Source organism: Amaricoccus sp. B4 (assembly GCF_043226085.1).
Taxonomy (GTDB): domain Bacteria; phylum Pseudomonadota; class Alphaproteobacteria; order Rhodobacterales; family Rhodobacteraceae; genus Amaricoccus.
This window is the reverse complement of the sequence record NZ_CP171225.1, coordinates 3,033,671-3,050,357: the sequence shown is the minus strand read 5'-3', so window position 1 is coordinate 3,050,357 and position 16,687 is coordinate 3,033,671. Positions and strand designations below refer to the sequence as shown.

Here is a 16,687-nt window from a genome sequence, read left to right as displayed (position 1 = left end):
CGCCTTCAAATGGCGGTTGATTTCGAGGGACTTGGATGTGGATACTCAGGGAAACTCCGGCACAGGCGGCGCAATGGAAAGCTACCAGCGACTGATCGATGTTATCGCCATCGAGAATTTCCGGATGCAGGTCGAGTACTGGCTGCTGACGCAGGTTCTCGTCTGGTCCACGCTCGGGCAGATCACGGCCACGATTGCCTGCCTCTGCGCTGCCTGGATTTTATCCAAACCCATACGTTCCGGACTGCTGCGACTTTTTCCCGGCCCGCTGTCGAATCTCTCCCTCGCATTCGTCCTCTCCAAGGCTGTAAGCTCGATCACCTTCCCCCTCATCGCGCTCGCGTTTCTGGGCGCCGCAATGGCGGCCGCAAGGACCCTAGGTTGGCCAGACATCCTGCTCGGCACTGCGGTTAACCTGCTCGCCGCCTGGGTGGTGATCCGGCTCGCCGCGCTGCTGATCCGAAATGCCTTTCTCTCGCGCCTCATCGCCTTCACTGCCTTTGGGGTGGCAACGCTCGACATTTTCCACCTGCTCAGTCCGCTGATTGTCTATCTCGATCACGTGGGGATCCGGCTCGGTTCGACGCGGCTCACCCTGCTCGAAATCGTGCGCGGCGCCTTCCAGCTGATCGTGCTGCTCTGGTTGGCGCTTACAGTGTCGCGGCTTATCGAGCGACGAGTGCAGCTGGCCCGCGGGCTGACCCCTTCCCTCAAGGTTCTCACGACAAAGATGATCCGGCTTTCGCTGATCACGACCGCGCTCGTCGCGGCCCTGACCGGCGCCGGCATTGATCTCACGGCCTTTGCCCTCTTCACTGGCGCCCTCGGTGTCGGCATCGGCTTCGGCCTCCAGAAGCCGATCGCCAACGTCATCAGCGGCCTCATCCTGCTCTTCGACCGCTCCATCAAGCCCGGCGATGTCGTGGAACTAAGTGACCCCGACAATCGCGCCGTGCAGCTCTTCGGCTGGGTAACCGCGCTCAATGCGCGCTATGTCTCGCTTACCACCCGCGACGGCACTGAATGGCTGGTTCCGAACGAGGACCTCATCACCCGGCGTGTGATCAACTGGTCCTACAACAACAACAGGCTTCGCCTGCTCACGCCGATCGGCGTATCCTTTGATTGCGATGTGCGCCACGCGATGGAGCTCGCCATCTCGGCCGCACGCAACACACCGCGCGTGCTCCAGGATCCGGCTCCTGTCTGCCGCCTGATGAGCTTCGCCGACAGCACCGTCAATCTCGAACTCCGCTTCTGGATCGAGGATCCGACCAATGGAATCATAAACGTTCGCAGCGAGGTGCTTCTGGCGGTCTGGGAACAATTCCGCATCCATGGCATCCGCACGCCGCTTGGACACCGCGACATCTACGTGAAGGGCGGCTCGGAACTCACCGTCAAGCTCGACCCCGGCACGTCCGCCCCTGCCATGGCGTGACCTCTGCCACAGCCAAAGCCTCCGTCATCGAGTGCCGCTCGGGCAACCACGTGCTGACCACCGCCTGCAGTGCCCGAAAGGCGCGCAGATGGCGTTGCGCGAAAATCGGCGCAATTTCAATCACCTCCGGCAAGCCAAGCGGTTCCAGAAAAAACGAAACTCGCCCTTGTTTCTCCACCGCCTAAACCGCTATACGGGTCAGCGGAGACGTGGCCGAGTGGTCGAAGGCGCTCCCCTGCTAAGGGAGTAAACGGGAAACCGTTTCGAGGGTTCGAATCCCTTCGTCTCCGCCATCATTGCTTCTAATCAATTGATTAATAACGTTTTATTTTTGTAATCAAATGCCTACTGGCCCAAACGCTAGCCCAAAATCAAACGGGTCAGAATGCGCCCGATTCCCCAAGGGCAATGCGGCCCCGGAGCCTCAGGAGCAAGACTCGACGGGGCCGCCTGCCGCCCGCGCCTCCGGCTTCCCGAAGGGAGCGATCGGTTTGTTTCGAGGGGATTCCCAAGGCGCGCGATCCCGGTATCCAAGCATATATTTGCGGAAATCGTGCGCGCGGGCCGCTGCCACTAGGCCGCCGTTGAAGGGCATCAGCGCCTGAACCACCTCGGAGATCGGTATGGGCTCGCGCCATGCCACCTCGGGGGCCAGCACCCACTTGCCGTGAAGCTGCTCGGTATCCCAGAGCTTCGTCATGCCGCAGGCGGAAAGCAGAGCCGCGAACTCTTCGTATTGGTATAGCTCCCACTGCCCCGGCTCCATGCAATCGAAGCAAATGCCGAACTCAAGTTCTATGTCACAGCCCTTGTCGGCATCGCGCAGGGCGATGCGCAATTTCCTGTGGAAGGTCTGGTCCTGAATGATCGAGGACCCGACGATCTCTGCCGGGATCAGCGGGCCGTATGGGGAGGAGACGCTGTAATGGTAGCTCATGCTCTCGGTTCCTTGCTGCCTCAGTCTTCGTTTGCTGGCGGCTCCTGCCGCTCTTGCTCGTGGCCGTTCTTCAGCTTGCCGCCGCCATACTGCTCGGGCGGTGCCTGCCGCTGGGGGTTGGGCTGCGAATTTGCTGGGGTGTTGACGATCAGCTTCATTCATTTCAACCCCCGCTGACGTTGTAACGAGCCGCGTTCGGATCGATTGCCTTGGCCAGCTCGCCGGGCGTAGCCGTGGCATTCAGGCCCGCTCGCCTGCGCATCTCGATGCCGTATTCGATCTGCTTCTGTGTAAGGAGTGGCCCGCGCTGCTTTTCATCCGACGGTGCGAAGTACCGGCCTTGGGGTACGGGGCGAATGTTGAAGTCATCCATCGGTCACGTCCTCGGCTTGATGTTCGATTGTCCGGCCGTCAAAGAAGGGCATCCCCGCATCGAGCTGCGCTTGGGTGCAAAGGATTTGATAGCCCCGCTCGATGCCCTCGGGGTCGGGATCGTCCGGATGGATCAGGTCGGCCACCGTGGCGGCGGGCAGAATGTTGAACTGAGGCTTGAACGCGGCCTGTTGATCGAGATCCACCGATAGCGCCTGATGATCGGCGAGCCCAAGCTCGCGCGAGATGATCGCTTCCCGGAACACACCCACGGCGGCCCCTTCGAACTTGTTGGCGAACATCGTGTCCTTGATCCGGTGCAGGGTCTCGATCAGATCTTCGCAATCCCTACGCCAATACTCGAGCGTTGCGGTCGAGACCCCGAGGAAGGCGGCGAAGCTCTGCCACGTCATGGGCCGAAGGAATTCGTCCTCCACCTCGATGATGCGATTGTGGGAAACAACCTTGCGCAATGCGCACACAGGGTTGGTCTCGATCCATTCAACATATTCGAGGAACCGGCTCCAAAGCTCTTCACCGTCCTTGACCAGCCTCGGCGCTCCGTGGCCAACCGAGAGCTTGTTGCCGGGCGCGAAGAGGTGCGAGGGCATGGATACATCCCGCTCCGGCTCGCCCGGCTCAAGCCACGGAGGCCGCACCCGCCCGTCTGGTAGGCGGTCACTCATCAGCCCCGCCTCCGCCCAACGAGGTTACCCATCAGCCCGAGGGGGATGGTTGTGCTCTTGCGTGGCGCTTCCTGCACGCGATCGGGCCTGCGAGCATCCTCGGGAACATTGAGATTGGGACCCGGTGAAGCGGAAGCCTCCTGCACGATCCGGCGACCGACCGGGACATTCGGGCCATCGCAGGGATTGGCATCGCTGGCCGCCGTGGGGCTGGCTGGGGGCCGGATCCCGAGGATCTTTGCGGGGGCACTCCGCAGCCTAATAGGTTGCAGCCCTTCTTCGGTCGAGACGAAGCCATATCCTCCAAGTGCCCAATCGTAGAGGAATGCCTCATGACCTTCCGGGAGTTCCGTGCTCGGGTCTTTCAGCCACTTCTCGTAGGTCAGCAGGTTGAGGCGCAGGCACTTGAGCATCCGCTCCTGCTCATTGAAAGTCTGCCGCGCCAACTTTGCGCGCAGCCCATCCTTGTACTCCGGGGTCATGTCGCGTGCGGCCTGCAGCCGGTCGCGCAATTCCTTCTGCCTTTCAGCTTCGGTCTTCATCAGTCAAACTCCGTGATTATGGCATTGGGCTGGGCCGGGAAGGTCACGACACTGACCTCATCAAGCTCGCCGCGTGTGATCAGCAGGTATTCCCGCCGCTGGCGTCTTCTTCGATATCGGCATCGCGCACGAAGAACCCCACGCTGTAGGAGAGCCCCCCGGCGGCCCGAATCATGGCGGCAACCTCGCGCCCATGCGCGATGTCCTCGTCGACCTCCGCCTCGATCCAGAGGCCCTTGGCGCGCTGCTCAAGTTTCAGGATGCGGCCGATTACCAACTCGCTCCGGTGTTGATGCAGCAGCCTGATGCCTTTGGGGCCGCTCAGGCCCTTGGCGGCGATGCTGGCGCGGAAGGCGTTAGCGGCGACCACATGCCGCGCCCGATCCAAATCGTTGGTACTGGCGTAGCCCTTGATGTTCATTACTTCAGCACCTCGCGAAGCTCGCGCACCGTGGCCGAAAGCCGCTCGATGGTGCTCGCCTTGGCCGCCGGGGGCTTGCTGCCCGCCTTCGCCGCCTTGCGGAGCGCCATAAGGTCTCGCAGCTCGTTTGAATCGAGCCGCTGGCCTGCGCGCGATTTCTCGAGAATCCGATTGGCCTTCTGAACCTCATCGTAGGTGAGGCGGGTCAGCTCGTAGCTCATACCGTCAAAGGGCGTGCCCTGAAGAATGCCGTCTCGGAGGAGTGGCGTACCCATCGATCAGCCCTCCCGCAGGCGGGCCAACTCGGCGGCCTGCTCATCGAGTTACATTTTCATGCGATGCACCAGCGGAACCAGCTCCAGCATGACCTCAGCGAGGGCCGCCGTGGGGTGCGGGGCTTCCTTGGTCAGAAAGTCACCCTTCTCGACCCGCTGGCGAATGATCGTGCGCAGCGTATCGCCGGGCCGAAGATTAAGATCAGAACCAAGCGTACGGAGGCTGTCGTATTCTTCCTCCGATACTTGGCACTGAACGAACCATCTCTTGCTATTAATCAAAGTCGCCTCCAATATTAAATAATGGCGTATCTATTATTTATAATGGTGGAGCCATAAATAATCGCAAGTTAAAAATTGCCGATGGCTGCAAAATGCGCTGCCATCAACATTTGTAATACTTCAGTTATTTGTGCTCGAAGGCGCTCTACCTGCCAAAATACGGCCTATGGGCCGCCGGGGTGTGGGTGCTGGCACAGTGTGCTGACAGCGTGCAAGAGTGTGAGTCACGAGGTTCTCGCTGGGATCGGCGTGAACTATGGAGTTCCGGAAAAGCTCGTCCCTTACTGAACATTGCAGGGCAAGCCGCGGACTGCCCTGAGTTACTTTGGCCACGACAGCGAGGCATGTCGGCGCTCCAGTCGCAATGAATTCGAACACAATTCCGCGCTTCTTCATCCTCGACAGACAGTCGCTTCCGAGACCCGCCCCCAGGGGTTTTCGAATTTTCCGCCGGGGGGAATATCCGCCCTCTCTTCGAGAATTGAAATGGCCTTCGAAAAATCGCTTCTAGATAGGATGTTGACCTGTAGAGCGTGCAATACATCCAGAACAACTTCTTCGTGTAAATCGACAGAGGTGAACTGGCCCCTGTTTCGACCGGACAGTCAGGCATAGCCATGGAGGCTTAGGCATATGCCTGGGCACGTACTTATGTCTGAATTTGAGATCATCACTGATGGAGGCCGGCGGCAGCGCCGGTCTGCAGAGGAGAAGCTCCGGATTGTTGAAGAAACACTGGATGGACGCGACAGCATATCGGCGGTCGCCCGCCGCCATGGCGTGGCCCCCAATCTCCTGTATCGTTGGCGGAAGCTGATGCTGGAGGGAGGGAGTGTCGCGGTGACCGGCGACGATGACGTGACCAGCAACAAGACCGTTCGCGAGATGGAGACGCGCATCCGGGAGCTGGAGCGGCAACTCGGGCGCAAGACGCTTGAGGCCGAGATCCTCAAGGAAGCCCTCGAAAAATCGAGGTCAAAAAAACCGACCTTGCATGCGCTGTCCTTGCCGAAGGACGGTTCACGATGAAGGCGGTGGTCGAGACGCTGGGCGTGTCCCGCTCGAACCTGCATGAACGGATGACGGGAAGCGCGAAGCCGCGGAGCGCCTACCGAAAGGCAGGCGACGCGACGCTGCTGCCCCGGATCAAACGCCTGTTGGCGGAGCGCCCGACCTATGGCTATCGCCGCATCACCGCGGTTCTGAACCGGGAGCTGCGGGCGGAGGGACTTTCCCCCACCAACCACAAGCGCATCTACAGGATCATGAAGAACAACGCCTTGCTCCTGGAGCGCAGCGGCCTCCCTCGTCCCGAGCGCACCCATGACGGCAAGGTGATCATGCTGCGCTCGAACCTCAGATGGTGTTCCGATGGACTGGAATTCATCTGTTGGAACGGTGACATCATCCGGGCCGCCTTCCTTATCGACGCCCATGACCGCGAGGTGATTGCCTGGCGCGCGCTCACTGGAGCCGGGATCAGCGGATCGGATGTGCGCGACATGCTGCTCGAGGCCGTGGAGCGCCGGTTCGGGACACATCGCGCTCCCGAGATCATCGAGGTTCTCTCCGACAACGGCAGCGCCTACACCGCGAAGGAAACCCGCATCTTCGCCCGCAAACTCGGCCTCAAGCCATGTTTCACGCCGGTGGGCAGCCCCCAGTCGAACGGCATCTCGGAGGCCTTCGTGAAGACGCTGAAGCGCGACTATGTCCGCGTCACGCCACTACCTGACGCCGCAACCGCTCTCTCGTTGATTGGAAACTGGATCGAGGATTACAACGACAACCACCCGCACTCAGGCCTGAAGTGGCGCTCGCCTCGCGAGTTCATCAGGGCCAGAACCGAAACCGCCTGACTGTCCGGTGAAACAGGGGCAAGTCCAGTATCGGAGATCGACCAGCCAGAAATCTTGCAGGTCCTCTCCCCTATCTGGACTGAGAAGCATGAGACAGCCCGCCGTGTCGCGCAACGCATGAAGGCCGTTTTGGACGTGGCCCGCTCACGCGGCTTCCGCGAAGGGGAGAACCCAGTGACGGTCGCCATAGGCGCTCATGTTCTGCCGCGAGTGAAGGCGAAGGTGAGGCACCACAACGCGATGCGCTGGCAGGACGAGCCGGCGTTCTACGCCCAGCTTTCTCAGAAAAGCGGCATGGCGGCTAAGGCATTGATGGTCACTTGCCTGACAGGATGCCGGACTGACCTGCTCCCCTGAAACGTCCTCCGTTTGAGGTTAGCCTGTTCTCCGAACGAGGAGACAGGCGATGAAGAGATCACGGTTCAGCAAAGCGCAAATCATTGGCATTCTGAAGGAGCACGAGGCGGGGATGAGCGCACCAGATCTATGCCGCAAGCACGGGATCAGTGATGCGACCTTCGCCAACGCCTTGACGCAGGTAGGCATGCCGCAGGCCAACCTGACCGCGCAGCTTCCCGGTCTCGGCAGGGCGACAGCCGACAGCTGCAACCTGCTGTCGGTCAGCACGCCGGCAGTCCCCTGAACAACGCTGATGCGGGCATCGAGGCGACAGTCAACAAGGCCGCCGCAGCAAACGATGCCGCCTTCGCGTTCAAGACAGGCATCTTGGCCCGGGCGCTGATCGGCCTCTTGGGCAATGACGATTTCAGCTTCAAGGTCAGGCCGGATGCCGGGAACTTCTTCGAGGCGATCCGGATCGACCGCACCAGCGGCCGGGTCGAGATGCCCGAACCCGTATTGCTCCCGGCGATGGATGCCGTGCCCGTGCCGCCGTCAAGGCTCGGGGGCGCGCTCTGTGCGGGTGACCAGCGCCACGACCGCCATAGCGGCGGCCGAGGAACGCTCGGCAGGATGGGTCTGCTGGAGCGACAAGGATGGCGGTCTCGGCGGTTTCACCTATGTGAAACGGCTCAAGCTCGTCATCCTTCAGACGACCGGCATGGGGTTTTTCGGCCTCTACAGCTCGACCACGGCATTGGCCTCGACCACCCACATCCCTGCCGCCACCCAACTCGTGAGTCCTCGCAACTTCATGGACATCGGGTCAACAGGCGATGGTGGTCGCCCACGATTGCTCGGCGGCCGCTGTGGAGAAGGATTGCTGAGACTGCGAGGCATCGAGCGCTCGAAGCTGCACGCGGTTCGCTAGACTGGCGAATGCTAGAGCCTAGCCTGCAACGGGCACCACGATCCGCCCCCGCACCGTACCCTCTAGGAATTTCGGTGCGGTCTCGATCACGTGGTCCATTGGGATCTCGGTGGTCATCGTCTCCAGCAGGGCCAGATCCAGCTCCCGGGAAAGCTTGTCCCAGGCCCGCTCGCGTTCGGATTTCGGGCACATGACACTGTCGACACCGATCAACCGGACGCCGCGCAAGATGAAGGGCGCGACGGACGACGGCAGGTCCATGCCCGCCGCAAGCCCGCATGCCGCCACCACCCCACGGTATTTCATCATCGACAGCAGATTGGCCAGGAGAGCCCCGCCCGTAACGTCAACGGCGCCGGCCCAGCGTTCCTTGTTCAGCGGTCGCAACGCGCCCTGCAATTCGGCGCGGTCGACGATGCTGGCCGCGCCCAATCGCTTGAGATAATCGCCCTCGCTTGCCCGGCCGGTTACCGCTGCGACACGAAAACCGCGTGCGGCAAGAAGTGCGGTGGCGACACTTCCGACACCGCCGGCGGCCCCGGTCACGACGATCTCTCCGTGATCGGGGGTCAGCCCCTGCTCTTCAAGTGCCATCACGCAGAGCATGGCGGTATAGCCGGCCGTGCCAATGGCCATGGCCTGGCGTGCCGAAAGGCTGTCGGGCAGACGCACCAGCCAGTCGCCGGGAACCTGCGCCCGGGCGGCAAGCCCTCCCCAGTGCTTTTCACCGACACCCCACCCGTTCAGAACCACACGGTCACCGACGGCATAATCGGGATGCCGACTTTCCGCGACTGTTCCCGCAAAGTCGATGCCGGGCACCATCGGAAAGTTCCGCACCACCGGCGCGCTGCCGGTGATTGCCAGCGCGTCCTTGTAGTTCAGGGTCGACCAGGCGACATCGACAGCGACCTCGCCCTCCTGCAATGCGGCAAAGGTGACCTCGCTGCGCGCAACGTGCTGCCCAGACTGGCTTTTCTCGATGACAATGGCGTCGAACATGGATCTCTCTTCCTTGGGGTCTGAGGTGTCGGTGGCCAGCATGGACAGGGCGCCGGCCGGGTCCCGGCATCAGCTCGGCAGATACTCCTTGCTCCAGCTTTCGCTGACCGCTCCGCTGGCCAGCATCGCCTCGATGGCATCATCGCCATAGCCGGCATCTCTCAGAACGGCGCGGGTCGAGGCGCCAAACTTTTCCGTCGGGGCCGGGGCGTAGATCGCCGCATTCGCGGGACGGATCGCGAAGGGGTCGAGCTGAGTGATGACATGTCCGCTGGGATGATCCTCGTAGACCGAGAAGGCATAGCTGCCGTTTTCGGTGCCGGGCGTGCCATCTGCTGGGCGACTGTTATAGGCGCGGATCGTCTCGATGTTCTCGCAGACCGTGGCGCCGATATCGGCGGCGACCAGGCGCTCTGTCCAGTCCTCCGCGCGCGCGCCCATGAAGGCGGTCGCGAGGAAGCCTGCCCGGTCCTCTGCCGGCACGTCGGCGATCCCCTCGAGACCATCAACCGCGTTCAGCTTCGGCAGGTCCGCTTCGGTGGCGCACAGAAGGATGAACCGGTCCGAGGCGGTGTAGTAGAACCGCTCGAGCGGCCCGAACCCGTTGGCTTCGCGGCCGGAGGGTTCGTCGAAGAGCGGGCGGCGTTCGTAGTCATAGCAGAACGGTATCTGTGCGAGGCCCGAGAGCGCGGAGAGCGAGGTGCGCGGCCGTCCGATGCGCCCGAACTTGAGCTTCTGGTACAGCGCGGTTGCGATGCCGAGCGCCGCGCCAAAGCCGCACATCACGTCGATCGTGCCGACGTGCGCGTGTTCCTCGGGGGTGTCCATGCCGCCCCCGAAGCGCAGCATGATGCCGGTCGTGGCTTGCACCAGGTCATCATAGCCGAGGTAATTGGTCCGGGGGCCGGGCCGCACGCCGCTGAAACAGTCGAGCTGGCAGAAGATTGCGTCGGGGTTGAGCTTTTTCAGCCCCTCCACATCGAGCCCCATCGCCGTGACCTGCCTGTCCGGCGCATTCCACACGATGACATCCACCGAGGCCACGAGCTTTTCGAAGACCTCGCGACCCTCCTTCGACGAAATGTCCGCCAGAATCGAACGTTTCCCGCGGCCATGCGACAGGCTGAAGATGACCGTGTTCCAGCAATCGTAGTTCGGCTTGGCCGGGTCGATCTTGATGACCTCGGCGCCGAACCGCGAGAGGTAGGATGCCGAGTGCGGCCCGGCGATCACGTTGCACATGTCGAGGATCCGGACACCGTCCAGCCATCCGGCCTTTTCGCGGCTGGCCCTTGAGCGGGGCAGTTTCGTCGGCTGCCGGCGCAAGATCTGCAACGCCCCCGCCACGGTGACCCAGCGACGCGGTTCGGGCGAGAGCATCTCTTCGCCGCTCTCGGCCAGCCAGACCATCGGACCGGGTTGCGTCATGGTTCCGAACACGGGGTCCTCGACTTCAACCATCAGTCCGGTGGTTTCGGCATGGTCGTCGTTGATCCATTCCTGCAGCCACCGCTGCGGCGCGCCGGGGAACTTGCCGCGCCCGAAGATCCTCTCCCATTCCTTCGCGGTGCGCGTGAGGAAGACCTCTTTCATGCGTGCGGCGATCTTGTCGGCCCAGAGCTTGGGCAGCGGGTAGACGCCCAGCGACACGTCCGAGGTCCATTCGGAAACCGGCAGATAGGTGTCTTCTTCCTCGGTCAGCCCCTCTGCCACCAGGTCGTCATAGATGCCCAGGACCTTGAGGCATCGCTTGGCGTGGTGTTTGTGGCTGGGGCAGACGACGTAGAACATCCGCCCGTCCTTGCACTTGTAGGACCGGTAGAACGGATCGAGGAACTCCTGCAGCTCCTCGTAGGTCACGTTCATCGGCAGGCCTTCGGCGCGGCGCCGCTCGATCTCGGCCTCACGCTGGGTCTTGTAGCGGTCCGGGTAGTCCTGGATGTGGATCGAGTTGTAGGAAAGCCCCTCCATCACCGCCGAGGCCAGCGGTACCTCGATCTCGTCGCCATATCCGGTGCGCTCGCGCGATTGCAGCGCCAGCACGACGGCAGAGGCCGCCAGCATCGTGCCATAGGCCGAGGACAGCGGCAGCGGCGAGAACGACGGGTTAACGCCCATCAGCACGCGGTTCAGTCCCATATCGGTGAAGACGCCCGAACTGGCGGCGATGATGCTTTCGAATGCCCGCCAGTCGCGCCGCAGAGTGTCGTTCGAGGCAAAGCCCGGGATGGACAGCGCGATCAGTTCGGGCCTTTCCTCACGCAGCGCGGCAAAGTCGAGCCCGTGCCGTTTCATCACACCGGGGCGGAAACTCTCGACCACGATATCGGCCTCGGCCACGAGGTCGAGCGCCTCGGCCAGACCCTCGGGTGTCTTGAGATCGATCGTCACGATCATCTTGTTACGGTTCAGCGTGGCATTGGCCGGGCTTTGCCACAACGGGCCGCCCGGCGGATCGACATGGATCACGGTGGCACCAAGATCGGCCAGGATCATGGCGACGGCTGGGCCGGCGATATACTGACCGAAGTCGATGACCTTGACACCCTTCAGTGGCAGGAGCGAGGGCTTGGCGGTAGTCATGTCTTTCTCCATCAGGCGCGGTGCTGGACAGGCAGGGTTCTGCCGGACAAGGGGAAGAGGGCATGCGGATCGGCCCCATCAAGTGGCCGATCCGCGTTTCATCAATTGGCCGGGCCCGAGGGCTGTTTCACCACGAGATGGTGCCGGCTGTCCTCGGTGCTGAAATCTTCCTTCAGCCAGCGCAAAAGCGAGATGCACAGGATCACGAGAACCGGCATCAGCGGCAGGGCCACGACGATCGTCGAGGTTTGCACCGGTTTCAAACCTCCCAGCTGGATCAGCACCACACCGACCGCGGCCAGAATCAGCGCCCAGGTGATGCGGATCGACCGTTTGGGCTCCTGATAACCCGACAGTTTGCGCGAGGTGACCGAGGCCAGAACATAGGCCGCCGAGTCGAGCGTCGTGGCGAGGAAGATGAAGCACAGCACGACGAAGACGATCGTGATGAGGCCGGACATTGGCATCGTGCCTAGGATCGCCTGGACCGTCGCGGGGATGCCCTCGCTCGACAGGATGGCCGAGACATCCAGCGCGCCGGACAGTTGGAGGTTCACCGCGTAGCCACCCCAGATTGCGAAGAATACCCAGCAGCCCAGCGACCCCCAGACCAGCTCCGCGATGATCAGTTCCCGGATCGTCCGGCCGCGCGAGATGCGCGCCACGAAGAGGCCCATCATCGGGGCATAGGCGATCCACCAGGCCCAGTAGAAGACGGTCCAGTCCTTCCAGAACGACGAGCCGCCGACCGGATCGGTCCAGGTGCTCATATGGACGAAATTGGCCGCCATCTGGCCCAGGCTGTTCACCCAGCCATTCACGATGAACAGTTTGGGGCCGACGATGAAGGTGAATGCCAGCAGCAGGATGGCCAGGATAACGTTGATGTCCGAAAGGATCTTGATGCCCTTGGAGAGGCCGAACCACACGGAGCCGCCGAACATTGCCGTCCAGACTACCAGGATGGCGAGATCGAGGCCGAGCGACGGCTCGATGCCGAACTGGCCGCCGACAAGACGGGACACCAGCGGCACAGCAAGGCCCAGCGAGGTGCCGACACCGCCGACCACGCCAAAGACGACGACGGAGTCGAGCAGGACGCCGATCCAGCTGTCGACATGCCGTCCCAGCACACCGCCCGCGGCAACCGACAGCCGGACGCCGGGATTGCGACGGACGAACATCGAATAGGCGATCGGAATGGAGGGCAGGCAATAGAACGCCCAAGGGGTCAGGCCCCAATGGAACTGTCCATAGGTCAGTGCCCATTCGCCGGCCTCGGAGGACATCGGCGGCACGCCGAAGGGTGGGCCCTGCAGATAGTAGATCGGTTCGACCCAGGCCCAGTTCACAATGGCGATGCCGATGCCGCCGCAGAAGATCATCGCAACCCAGCTGAAATAGCTGAACTCCGGCGCGTCCTCCGGTCCGCCCAGGCGGACATTGCCAAATCGGCTCATGGCGAGGCCGATCAGAAAGACGACCGTGCCAAGGCCTGCGACAAGGTAGAGCCAGCCGAACTGGCCCGTCGCAAAGGCGAAGGCGGCATTGACGGCCACGGACCCCGCTTCGGGGAAGAGCAGCAGGGGCGCCACGACTGCGGTGATCACCGCAAGGGATGGAAAGAAGACGCGCCAGTCGAGCCGGTCGCCCCCGGGTATGATGTGTTGCATGTTTTCCTCCTGAACCCGCTCCGTTCTATACTGGCGGGCTTGATTGACGGGCCGGCCCCGAAAAGGACCGGCACGAAACCTGGCGACCGGCTCAGACGCCGGCTCGGATCCAGCGCGCGGCCTTTTCGGCGATCATGAGTGTGGGCGCATTGGTGTTGCCGCTGGTGATCTCGGGCATGACGCTGGCATCGACGACGCGCAGCCCCTCGATCCCATGCACGCGCAGATGCGTATCGACGACCGAGCCCGGATCGTCCTTGCGCCCCATGCGTGCCGTGCCTGCGGGGTGAAAGATCGTGTTGGCAATGTCACCCGCGAGCTTGGCCAGTTCCTCGTCGGTCTGGAACTGGACGCCGGGCTTCCACTCGACCGGCTTGAATTTCTGCATGGCGGGCTTGGCCATGATCTCGCGCACCTGCCTCAGGCTCTGCGCGGCGACCAGACGATCCTCCTCGGTCGCCAGGTAGTTCGGCGCGATCTCGGGCGCGTCGCCCACGCTGTTCGACTTGATCCGCACATGTCCCCGCGAGGTCGGGTTCAGGTTGCACACGCTGGCCGTCATGGCCGGAAACGGGTGCAGATCCTCGCCGAAGGCGTCGAGGCTGAGCGGCTGGACATGGTATTCCAGATTGGCGTGGGGCCGCGACGGGTCCGAGCGGGTGAAGGCGCCAAGCTGGCTGGGCGCCATGCTCATCGGCCCCGAACGCGTCAGAACGTATTCCAGACCGATCTTCGCCTTGCCAAACAGCGAGTTCGCCATCGTGTTCATGCTCTTGGCGTTCTCGATCTTGTAGACCGCACGGATCTGCAGGTGATCCTGCAGGTTCTCGCCGACGCCCGGCATGTCCTGGACGACTTCGATCCCGTGCGACTGAAGCAGCTCGGCAGGCCCGATGCCCGAAAGCTGCAGGATCTGAGGCGAGCCGATGGCGCCCGCGGACAGGACAACCTCTCCGCTCGCCCGGACGGTGACCGCATCACCCCCGCGCCGCACGACGGCGCCGACGCAGCGCTTCGAGCCGTCCTCGGCGGTCTCGACCACCAGGCGCTCGACATGGCTTTCGGTCCAGACAGTCAGGTTCTTGCGGTCCTTGGCGGGACGCAGGAAGGCCTTCGAGCTGTTCCAGCGCCAGCCCGATTTCTGCGTCACCTCGAAATAGCCGACACCGGCATTGTCGCCGCTGTTGAAATCGTCGGTGCTCTCGATCCCGGCCTCGTTCGCCGCCTTCGCGAATGCCTCGAGCACGTCCCACCGCAGCCGCTGCTTCTCGATCCTGAGCTCGCCATCACCGCCATGCAGATCCGAGAAGCGGCTGTTGTCACCCGTCTTCGGATCGGCACCGCCATCCAGCTTGTAGTGATGCTCATGCGCCTTGAAGTCGGGCAGGGACTTTTCCCAGGACCAGTCGTCGTCCCCGGTCAGCGCGGCCCAGGTGTCATAGTCGCGGGCCTGCCCACGCATGTAGATCATGCCGTTGATCGACGAACAGCCGCCAAGGGTCTTGCCGCGCGGATAGCGCAAGGATCGGCCGTTCAGCCCCACCGTGGGCTCGGTCTGGAACATCCAGTCCGTGCGGGGGTTGCCGATACAGTAAAGATACCCCACGGGGATATGGATCCAGAGGTAGTTATCCTTCTTTCCGGCCTCGAGCAGCAGCACCGATTTCGTCGGATCGGCGCTGAGGCGGTTCGCAAGCAGGCAGCCGGCGGTGCCGGCCCCCACGATGATGTAGTCGAACGGATCTCTGGGCATCGTGCCTCTCCGTTCTCAGCGAGAGACCGGCATGGCGAATTCGGCACCCTTCGAGATGCTTTCAGGCCAGCGCTGCATGATCGATTTCTGCTTGGTGTAGAACCGCACGCCCTCTTCGCCATAGGCGTGCATGTCGCCGAAGAGGCTCTTCTTCCAGCCGCCGAAGCCGTGCCATGCCATCGGCACCGGGATCGGCACGTTGACGCCGACCATGCCGGCCTGCACCTTGCGGCCGAATTCGCGCGCAACGTTGCCGTCACGGGTGAACAGGCTGACGCCGTTGCCATATTCATGGTCGTTGATCAGCTGAAGCCCTTCCGCGAAGTCATTGACGCGGACGCAGGCGAGGACCGGGCCGAAGATCTCTTCGCGGTAGATCGTCATGTCGGGGGTGACATGGTCGAACAGCGTGCCGCCCAGCCAGAAGCCGTTCTCATGGCCCTCGACGCTGTGGCCGCGGCCGTCGACGACCAGCTTCGCACCTTCCGAGACGCCCTTTTCGATGTAGCCGGTGATCCGGTCGCGCGCGGCGCCGGTCACGATGGGGCCCATCTCGGCGTCCATTTCCTGACCGTTCTTGATCAAGAGGTTCTGCGCGCGTTCGGCCAGCATGGGAACGATGCGATCGGCGACATCGCCCACGAGCGTCGCGACCGAGATCGCCATGCAGCGTTCACCGGCCGAGCCGAAGGCCGCACCGACCAGCGCGTCGACAGCCTTCTCGAGATCGGCGTCGGGCATGACCAGCATGTGGTTCTTGGCCCCGCCCAGCGCCTGCACGCGCTTGCCGTTCCGCGCGCCGGTCTCGTAGATGTAGTTGGCGATCGGCGTCGAGCCGACGAACGAGACCGCGCGCACATCGGGATGGTCGAGCAGCGCGTCCACAGCGACCTTGTCGCCCTGAACAACGTTGAAGACGCCATCCGGGAAGCCGGCTTCCTTCATCAGCTCCGCGTACATCAGCGACGGAGTCGGATCGGTGGGCGAGGGTTTCAGAACGAAGGTGTTGCCGGCGGCGATGGCAACCGGGAACATCCACATCGGCACCATGACAGGAAAGTTGAACGGGGTGATTCCCGCACAGACGCCAAGCGGCTGGCGCAGCGTCCAGTTGTCGATCCCGGTCGAGACCTGATCGGTGAACTGGCCTTTCAGAAGTTGCGGAATGCCGCAGGCGAACTCGACGATGTCGATGCCGCGCTCGACTTCGCCCCGCGCATCGGTGAAGACCTTGCCATGCTCGGCGGTGATGGCGCGGGCCAGATCGTCCTTGTGCTGGTTGAGCAGGTTGAGGAAGCGGTTCATCAGCCGCGCGCGCCGGATCGGCGGCATGTCGGCCCATGCCGGGAACGCCGCCTGCGCGGCCGCCACGGCGCGGGCGACCTCGGCTTCTTCGGCCAAAGCGACGCGCCCGGTGACGGCGCCGGTTGCAGGGTTATAGACATCCTGCGCGCGGCCTGACTGACCGGCGACGCGCTGTCCGGCAATATAGTGTCCAATGTCTGTGATGGTCATGTCATCCTCCCGATGTTTTCTCGGGCTAGATAGCGACGGGGCCGCGCATATTTCCAATGACTAATGAAATGGCATA

At 62.8% G+C, this 16,687-nt stretch carries 17 protein-coding genes, 1 tRNA gene and 1 pseudogene; 6 read left to right on the top strand and 13 right to left on the bottom strand.

The genetic code is table 11. The features are described 5' to 3' along the window. Positions 1–73: 73 nt before the first annotated feature. Complete coding sequence (locus ACF66B_RS14695; protein ID WP_111430022.1) at positions 74–1,441, top strand: mechanosensitive ion channel domain-containing protein; 1,368 nt, start codon at positions 74–76, stop codon at positions 1,439–1,441. 203 nt (positions 1,442–1,644) lie between these two features. Continuing rightward, positions 1,645–1,734: transfer RNA gene (locus ACF66B_RS14690), tRNA-Ser, on the top strand. Positions 1,735–1,865: 131 nt separating this feature from the next. Here ACF66B_RS14690 and ACF66B_RS14685 read toward each other — a convergent pair. The 8 genes from ACF66B_RS14685 to ACF66B_RS14650 all read right to left on the bottom strand — a co-directional run bounded on the left by ACF66B_RS14685 (position 1,866) and on the right by ACF66B_RS14650 (position 4,956). Continuing rightward, positions 1,866–2,378: a hypothetical protein gene (locus ACF66B_RS14685; protein WP_111430021.1), complete on the bottom strand. Its 513-nt coding sequence runs from the start codon at positions 2,376–2,378 to the stop codon at positions 1,866–1,868. 20 nt (positions 2,379–2,398) lie between these two features. Further along, on the bottom strand, positions 2,399–2,536 hold the full coding sequence (locus ACF66B_RS14680; protein ID WP_162683275.1) for a hypothetical protein: 138 nt from the start codon (positions 2,534–2,536) through the stop codon (positions 2,399–2,401). Between the two features lie 5 nt (positions 2,537–2,541). Continuing rightward, positions 2,542–2,751 carry a hypothetical protein gene (locus ACF66B_RS14675; protein WP_111430020.1) on the bottom strand — a complete coding sequence of 70 codons (210 nt, stop codon included), beginning with the start codon at positions 2,749–2,751 and terminating at the stop codon, positions 2,542–2,544. Continuing rightward, a complete protein-coding gene (locus tag ACF66B_RS14670) occupies positions 2,744–3,436 on the bottom strand; it encodes a terminase small subunit (protein ID WP_111430019.1) in 693 nt (230 codons plus the stop codon). Before ACF66B_RS14670 ends, ACF66B_RS14675 begins: the two co-directional genes overlap by 8 nt. Next, positions 3,436–3,978, bottom strand: a complete 543-nt coding sequence (locus tag ACF66B_RS14665; RefSeq protein WP_111430018.1) for a hypothetical protein — start codon at positions 3,976–3,978, stop codon at positions 3,436–3,438. The genes ACF66B_RS14670 and ACF66B_RS14665 overlap by 1 nt, the downstream gene beginning before the upstream one ends. A gap of 79 nt (positions 3,979–4,057) precedes the next feature. Then, positions 4,058–4,399, bottom strand: a complete 342-nt coding sequence (locus ACF66B_RS14660; RefSeq protein ID WP_162683274.1) for an HK97 family phage prohead protease — start codon at positions 4,397–4,399, stop codon at positions 4,058–4,060. Further along, the gene (locus tag ACF66B_RS14655; protein ID WP_162683273.1) at positions 4,399–4,674 is read right to left on the bottom strand and encodes a hypothetical protein; all 276 of its coding nucleotides are present in this window, start codon (positions 4,672–4,674) and stop codon (positions 4,399–4,401) included. Before ACF66B_RS14655 ends, ACF66B_RS14660 begins: the two co-directional genes overlap by 1 nt. 48 nt (positions 4,675–4,722) lie before the next feature. Beyond that, positions 4,723–4,956 (bottom strand): hypothetical protein, encoded by a 234-nt coding sequence (locus tag ACF66B_RS14650; RefSeq protein WP_111430016.1) that lies wholly within the window; start codon positions 4,954–4,956, stop codon positions 4,723–4,725. A 633-nt stretch (positions 4,957–5,589) separates the two neighbouring features. Between ACF66B_RS14650 and ACF66B_RS14645 the strand changes: the two genes are divergently transcribed. The 4 genes and pseudogenes from ACF66B_RS14645 to ACF66B_RS14630 all read left to right on the top strand — a co-directional run bounded on the left by ACF66B_RS14645 (position 5,590) and on the right by ACF66B_RS14630 (position 8,085). Beyond that, a protein-coding gene (locus tag ACF66B_RS14645) for an IS3 family transposase (RefSeq protein ID WP_111432149.1) occupies positions 5,590–6,815 on the top strand; the annotation gives its coding sequence in 2 pieces (ribosomal slippage) (positions 5,590–5,932 and positions 5,932–6,815; 1,227 coding nt in all). Continuing rightward, positions 6,816–7,172: a hypothetical protein gene (locus ACF66B_RS14640; protein WP_392664879.1), complete on the top strand. Its 357-nt coding sequence runs from the start codon at positions 6,816–6,818 to the stop codon at positions 7,170–7,172. Between the two features lie 49 nt (positions 7,173–7,221). Next, positions 7,222–7,335, top strand: a pseudogene (locus tag ACF66B_RS14635) (transposase); the annotation flags it as partial. Positions 7,336–7,737: 402 nt separating this feature from the next. Then, entirely contained in the window at positions 7,738–8,085 is a 348-nt protein-coding gene (locus ACF66B_RS14630; RefSeq protein ID WP_162683467.1) for a hypothetical protein, read from the top strand. Positions 8,086–8,103: 18 nt separating this feature from the next. On the opposite strand, the gene ACF66B_RS14625 is transcribed toward ACF66B_RS14630, so the two are convergent. The 5 genes from ACF66B_RS14625 to ACF66B_RS14605 all read right to left on the bottom strand — a co-directional run bounded on the left by ACF66B_RS14625 (position 8,104) and on the right by ACF66B_RS14605 (position 16,605). After that, complete coding sequence (locus ACF66B_RS14625) at positions 8,104–9,087, bottom strand: MDR family oxidoreductase (protein WP_111432060.1); 984 nt, start codon at positions 9,085–9,087, stop codon at positions 8,104–8,106. A 69-nt stretch (positions 9,088–9,156) separates the two neighbouring features. Next, a complete protein-coding gene (locus tag ACF66B_RS14620; RefSeq protein WP_111432059.1) occupies positions 9,157–11,670 on the bottom strand; it encodes a CoA transferase in 2,514 nt (837 codons plus the stop codon). A 101-nt stretch (positions 11,671–11,771) separates the two neighbouring features. Further along, positions 11,772–13,343 carry a BCCT family transporter gene (locus ACF66B_RS14615; RefSeq protein WP_111432058.1) on the bottom strand — a complete coding sequence of 524 codons (1,572 nt, stop codon included), beginning with the start codon at positions 13,341–13,343 and terminating at the stop codon, positions 11,772–11,774. 91 nt (positions 13,344–13,434) lie between these two features. Further along, entirely contained in the window at positions 13,435–15,096 is a 1,662-nt protein-coding gene (locus tag ACF66B_RS14610; RefSeq protein WP_111432057.1) for a GMC family oxidoreductase N-terminal domain-containing protein, read from the bottom strand. A gap of 15 nt (positions 15,097–15,111) precedes the next feature. Continuing rightward, entirely contained in the window at positions 15,112–16,605 is a 1,494-nt protein-coding gene (locus tag ACF66B_RS14605) for a CoA-acylating methylmalonate-semialdehyde dehydrogenase (protein WP_392664877.1), read from the bottom strand. Positions 16,606–16,687 lie beyond the last annotated feature (82 nt).

Bases quoted from the DNA above. Each gene is read 5' to 3' on its own strand.
- ACF66B_RS14695 (WP_111430022.1), top strand. From the start codon at position 74: ATGGAAAGCTACCAGCGACTGATCGATGTTATCGCCATCGAGAATTTC.
- ACF66B_RS14685 (WP_111430021.1), bottom strand. From the start codon at position 2,378: ATGAGCTACCATTACAGCGTCTCCTCCCCATACGGCCCGCTGATCCCG.
- ACF66B_RS14680 (WP_162683275.1), bottom strand. From the start codon at position 2,536: ATGAAGCTGATCGTCAACACCCCAGCAAATTCGCAGCCCAACCCCCAG.
- ACF66B_RS14675 (WP_111430020.1), bottom strand. From the start codon at position 2,751: ATGGATGACTTCAACATTCGCCCCGTACCCCAAGGCCGGTACTTCGCA.
- ACF66B_RS14670 (WP_111430019.1), bottom strand. From the start codon at position 3,436: ATGAGTGACCGCCTACCAGACGGGCGGGTGCGGCCTCCGTGGCTTGAG.
- ACF66B_RS14665 (WP_111430018.1), bottom strand. From the start codon at position 3,978: ATGAAGACCGAAGCTGAAAGGCAGAAGGAATTGCGCGACCGGCTGCAG.
- ACF66B_RS14660 (WP_162683274.1), bottom strand. From the start codon at position 4,399: ATGAACATCAAGGGCTACGCCAGTACCAACGATTTGGATCGGGCGCGG.
- ACF66B_RS14655 (WP_162683273.1), bottom strand. From the start codon at position 4,674: ATGGGTACGCCACTCCTCCGAGACGGCATTCTTCAGGGCACGCCCTTT.
- ACF66B_RS14625 (WP_111432060.1), bottom strand. From the start codon at position 9,087: ATGTTCGACGCCATTGTCATCGAGAAAAGCCAGTCTGGGCAGCACGTT.
- ACF66B_RS14620 (WP_111432059.1), bottom strand. From the start codon at position 11,670: ATGACTACCGCCAAGCCCTCGCTCCTGCCACTGAAGGGTGTCAAGGTC.
- ACF66B_RS14615 (WP_111432058.1), bottom strand. From the start codon at position 13,343: ATGCAACACATCATACCCGGGGGCGACCGGCTCGACTGGCGCGTCTTC.
- ACF66B_RS14610 (WP_111432057.1), bottom strand. From the start codon at position 15,096: ATGCCCAGAGATCCGTTCGACTACATCATCGTGGGGGCCGGCACCGCC.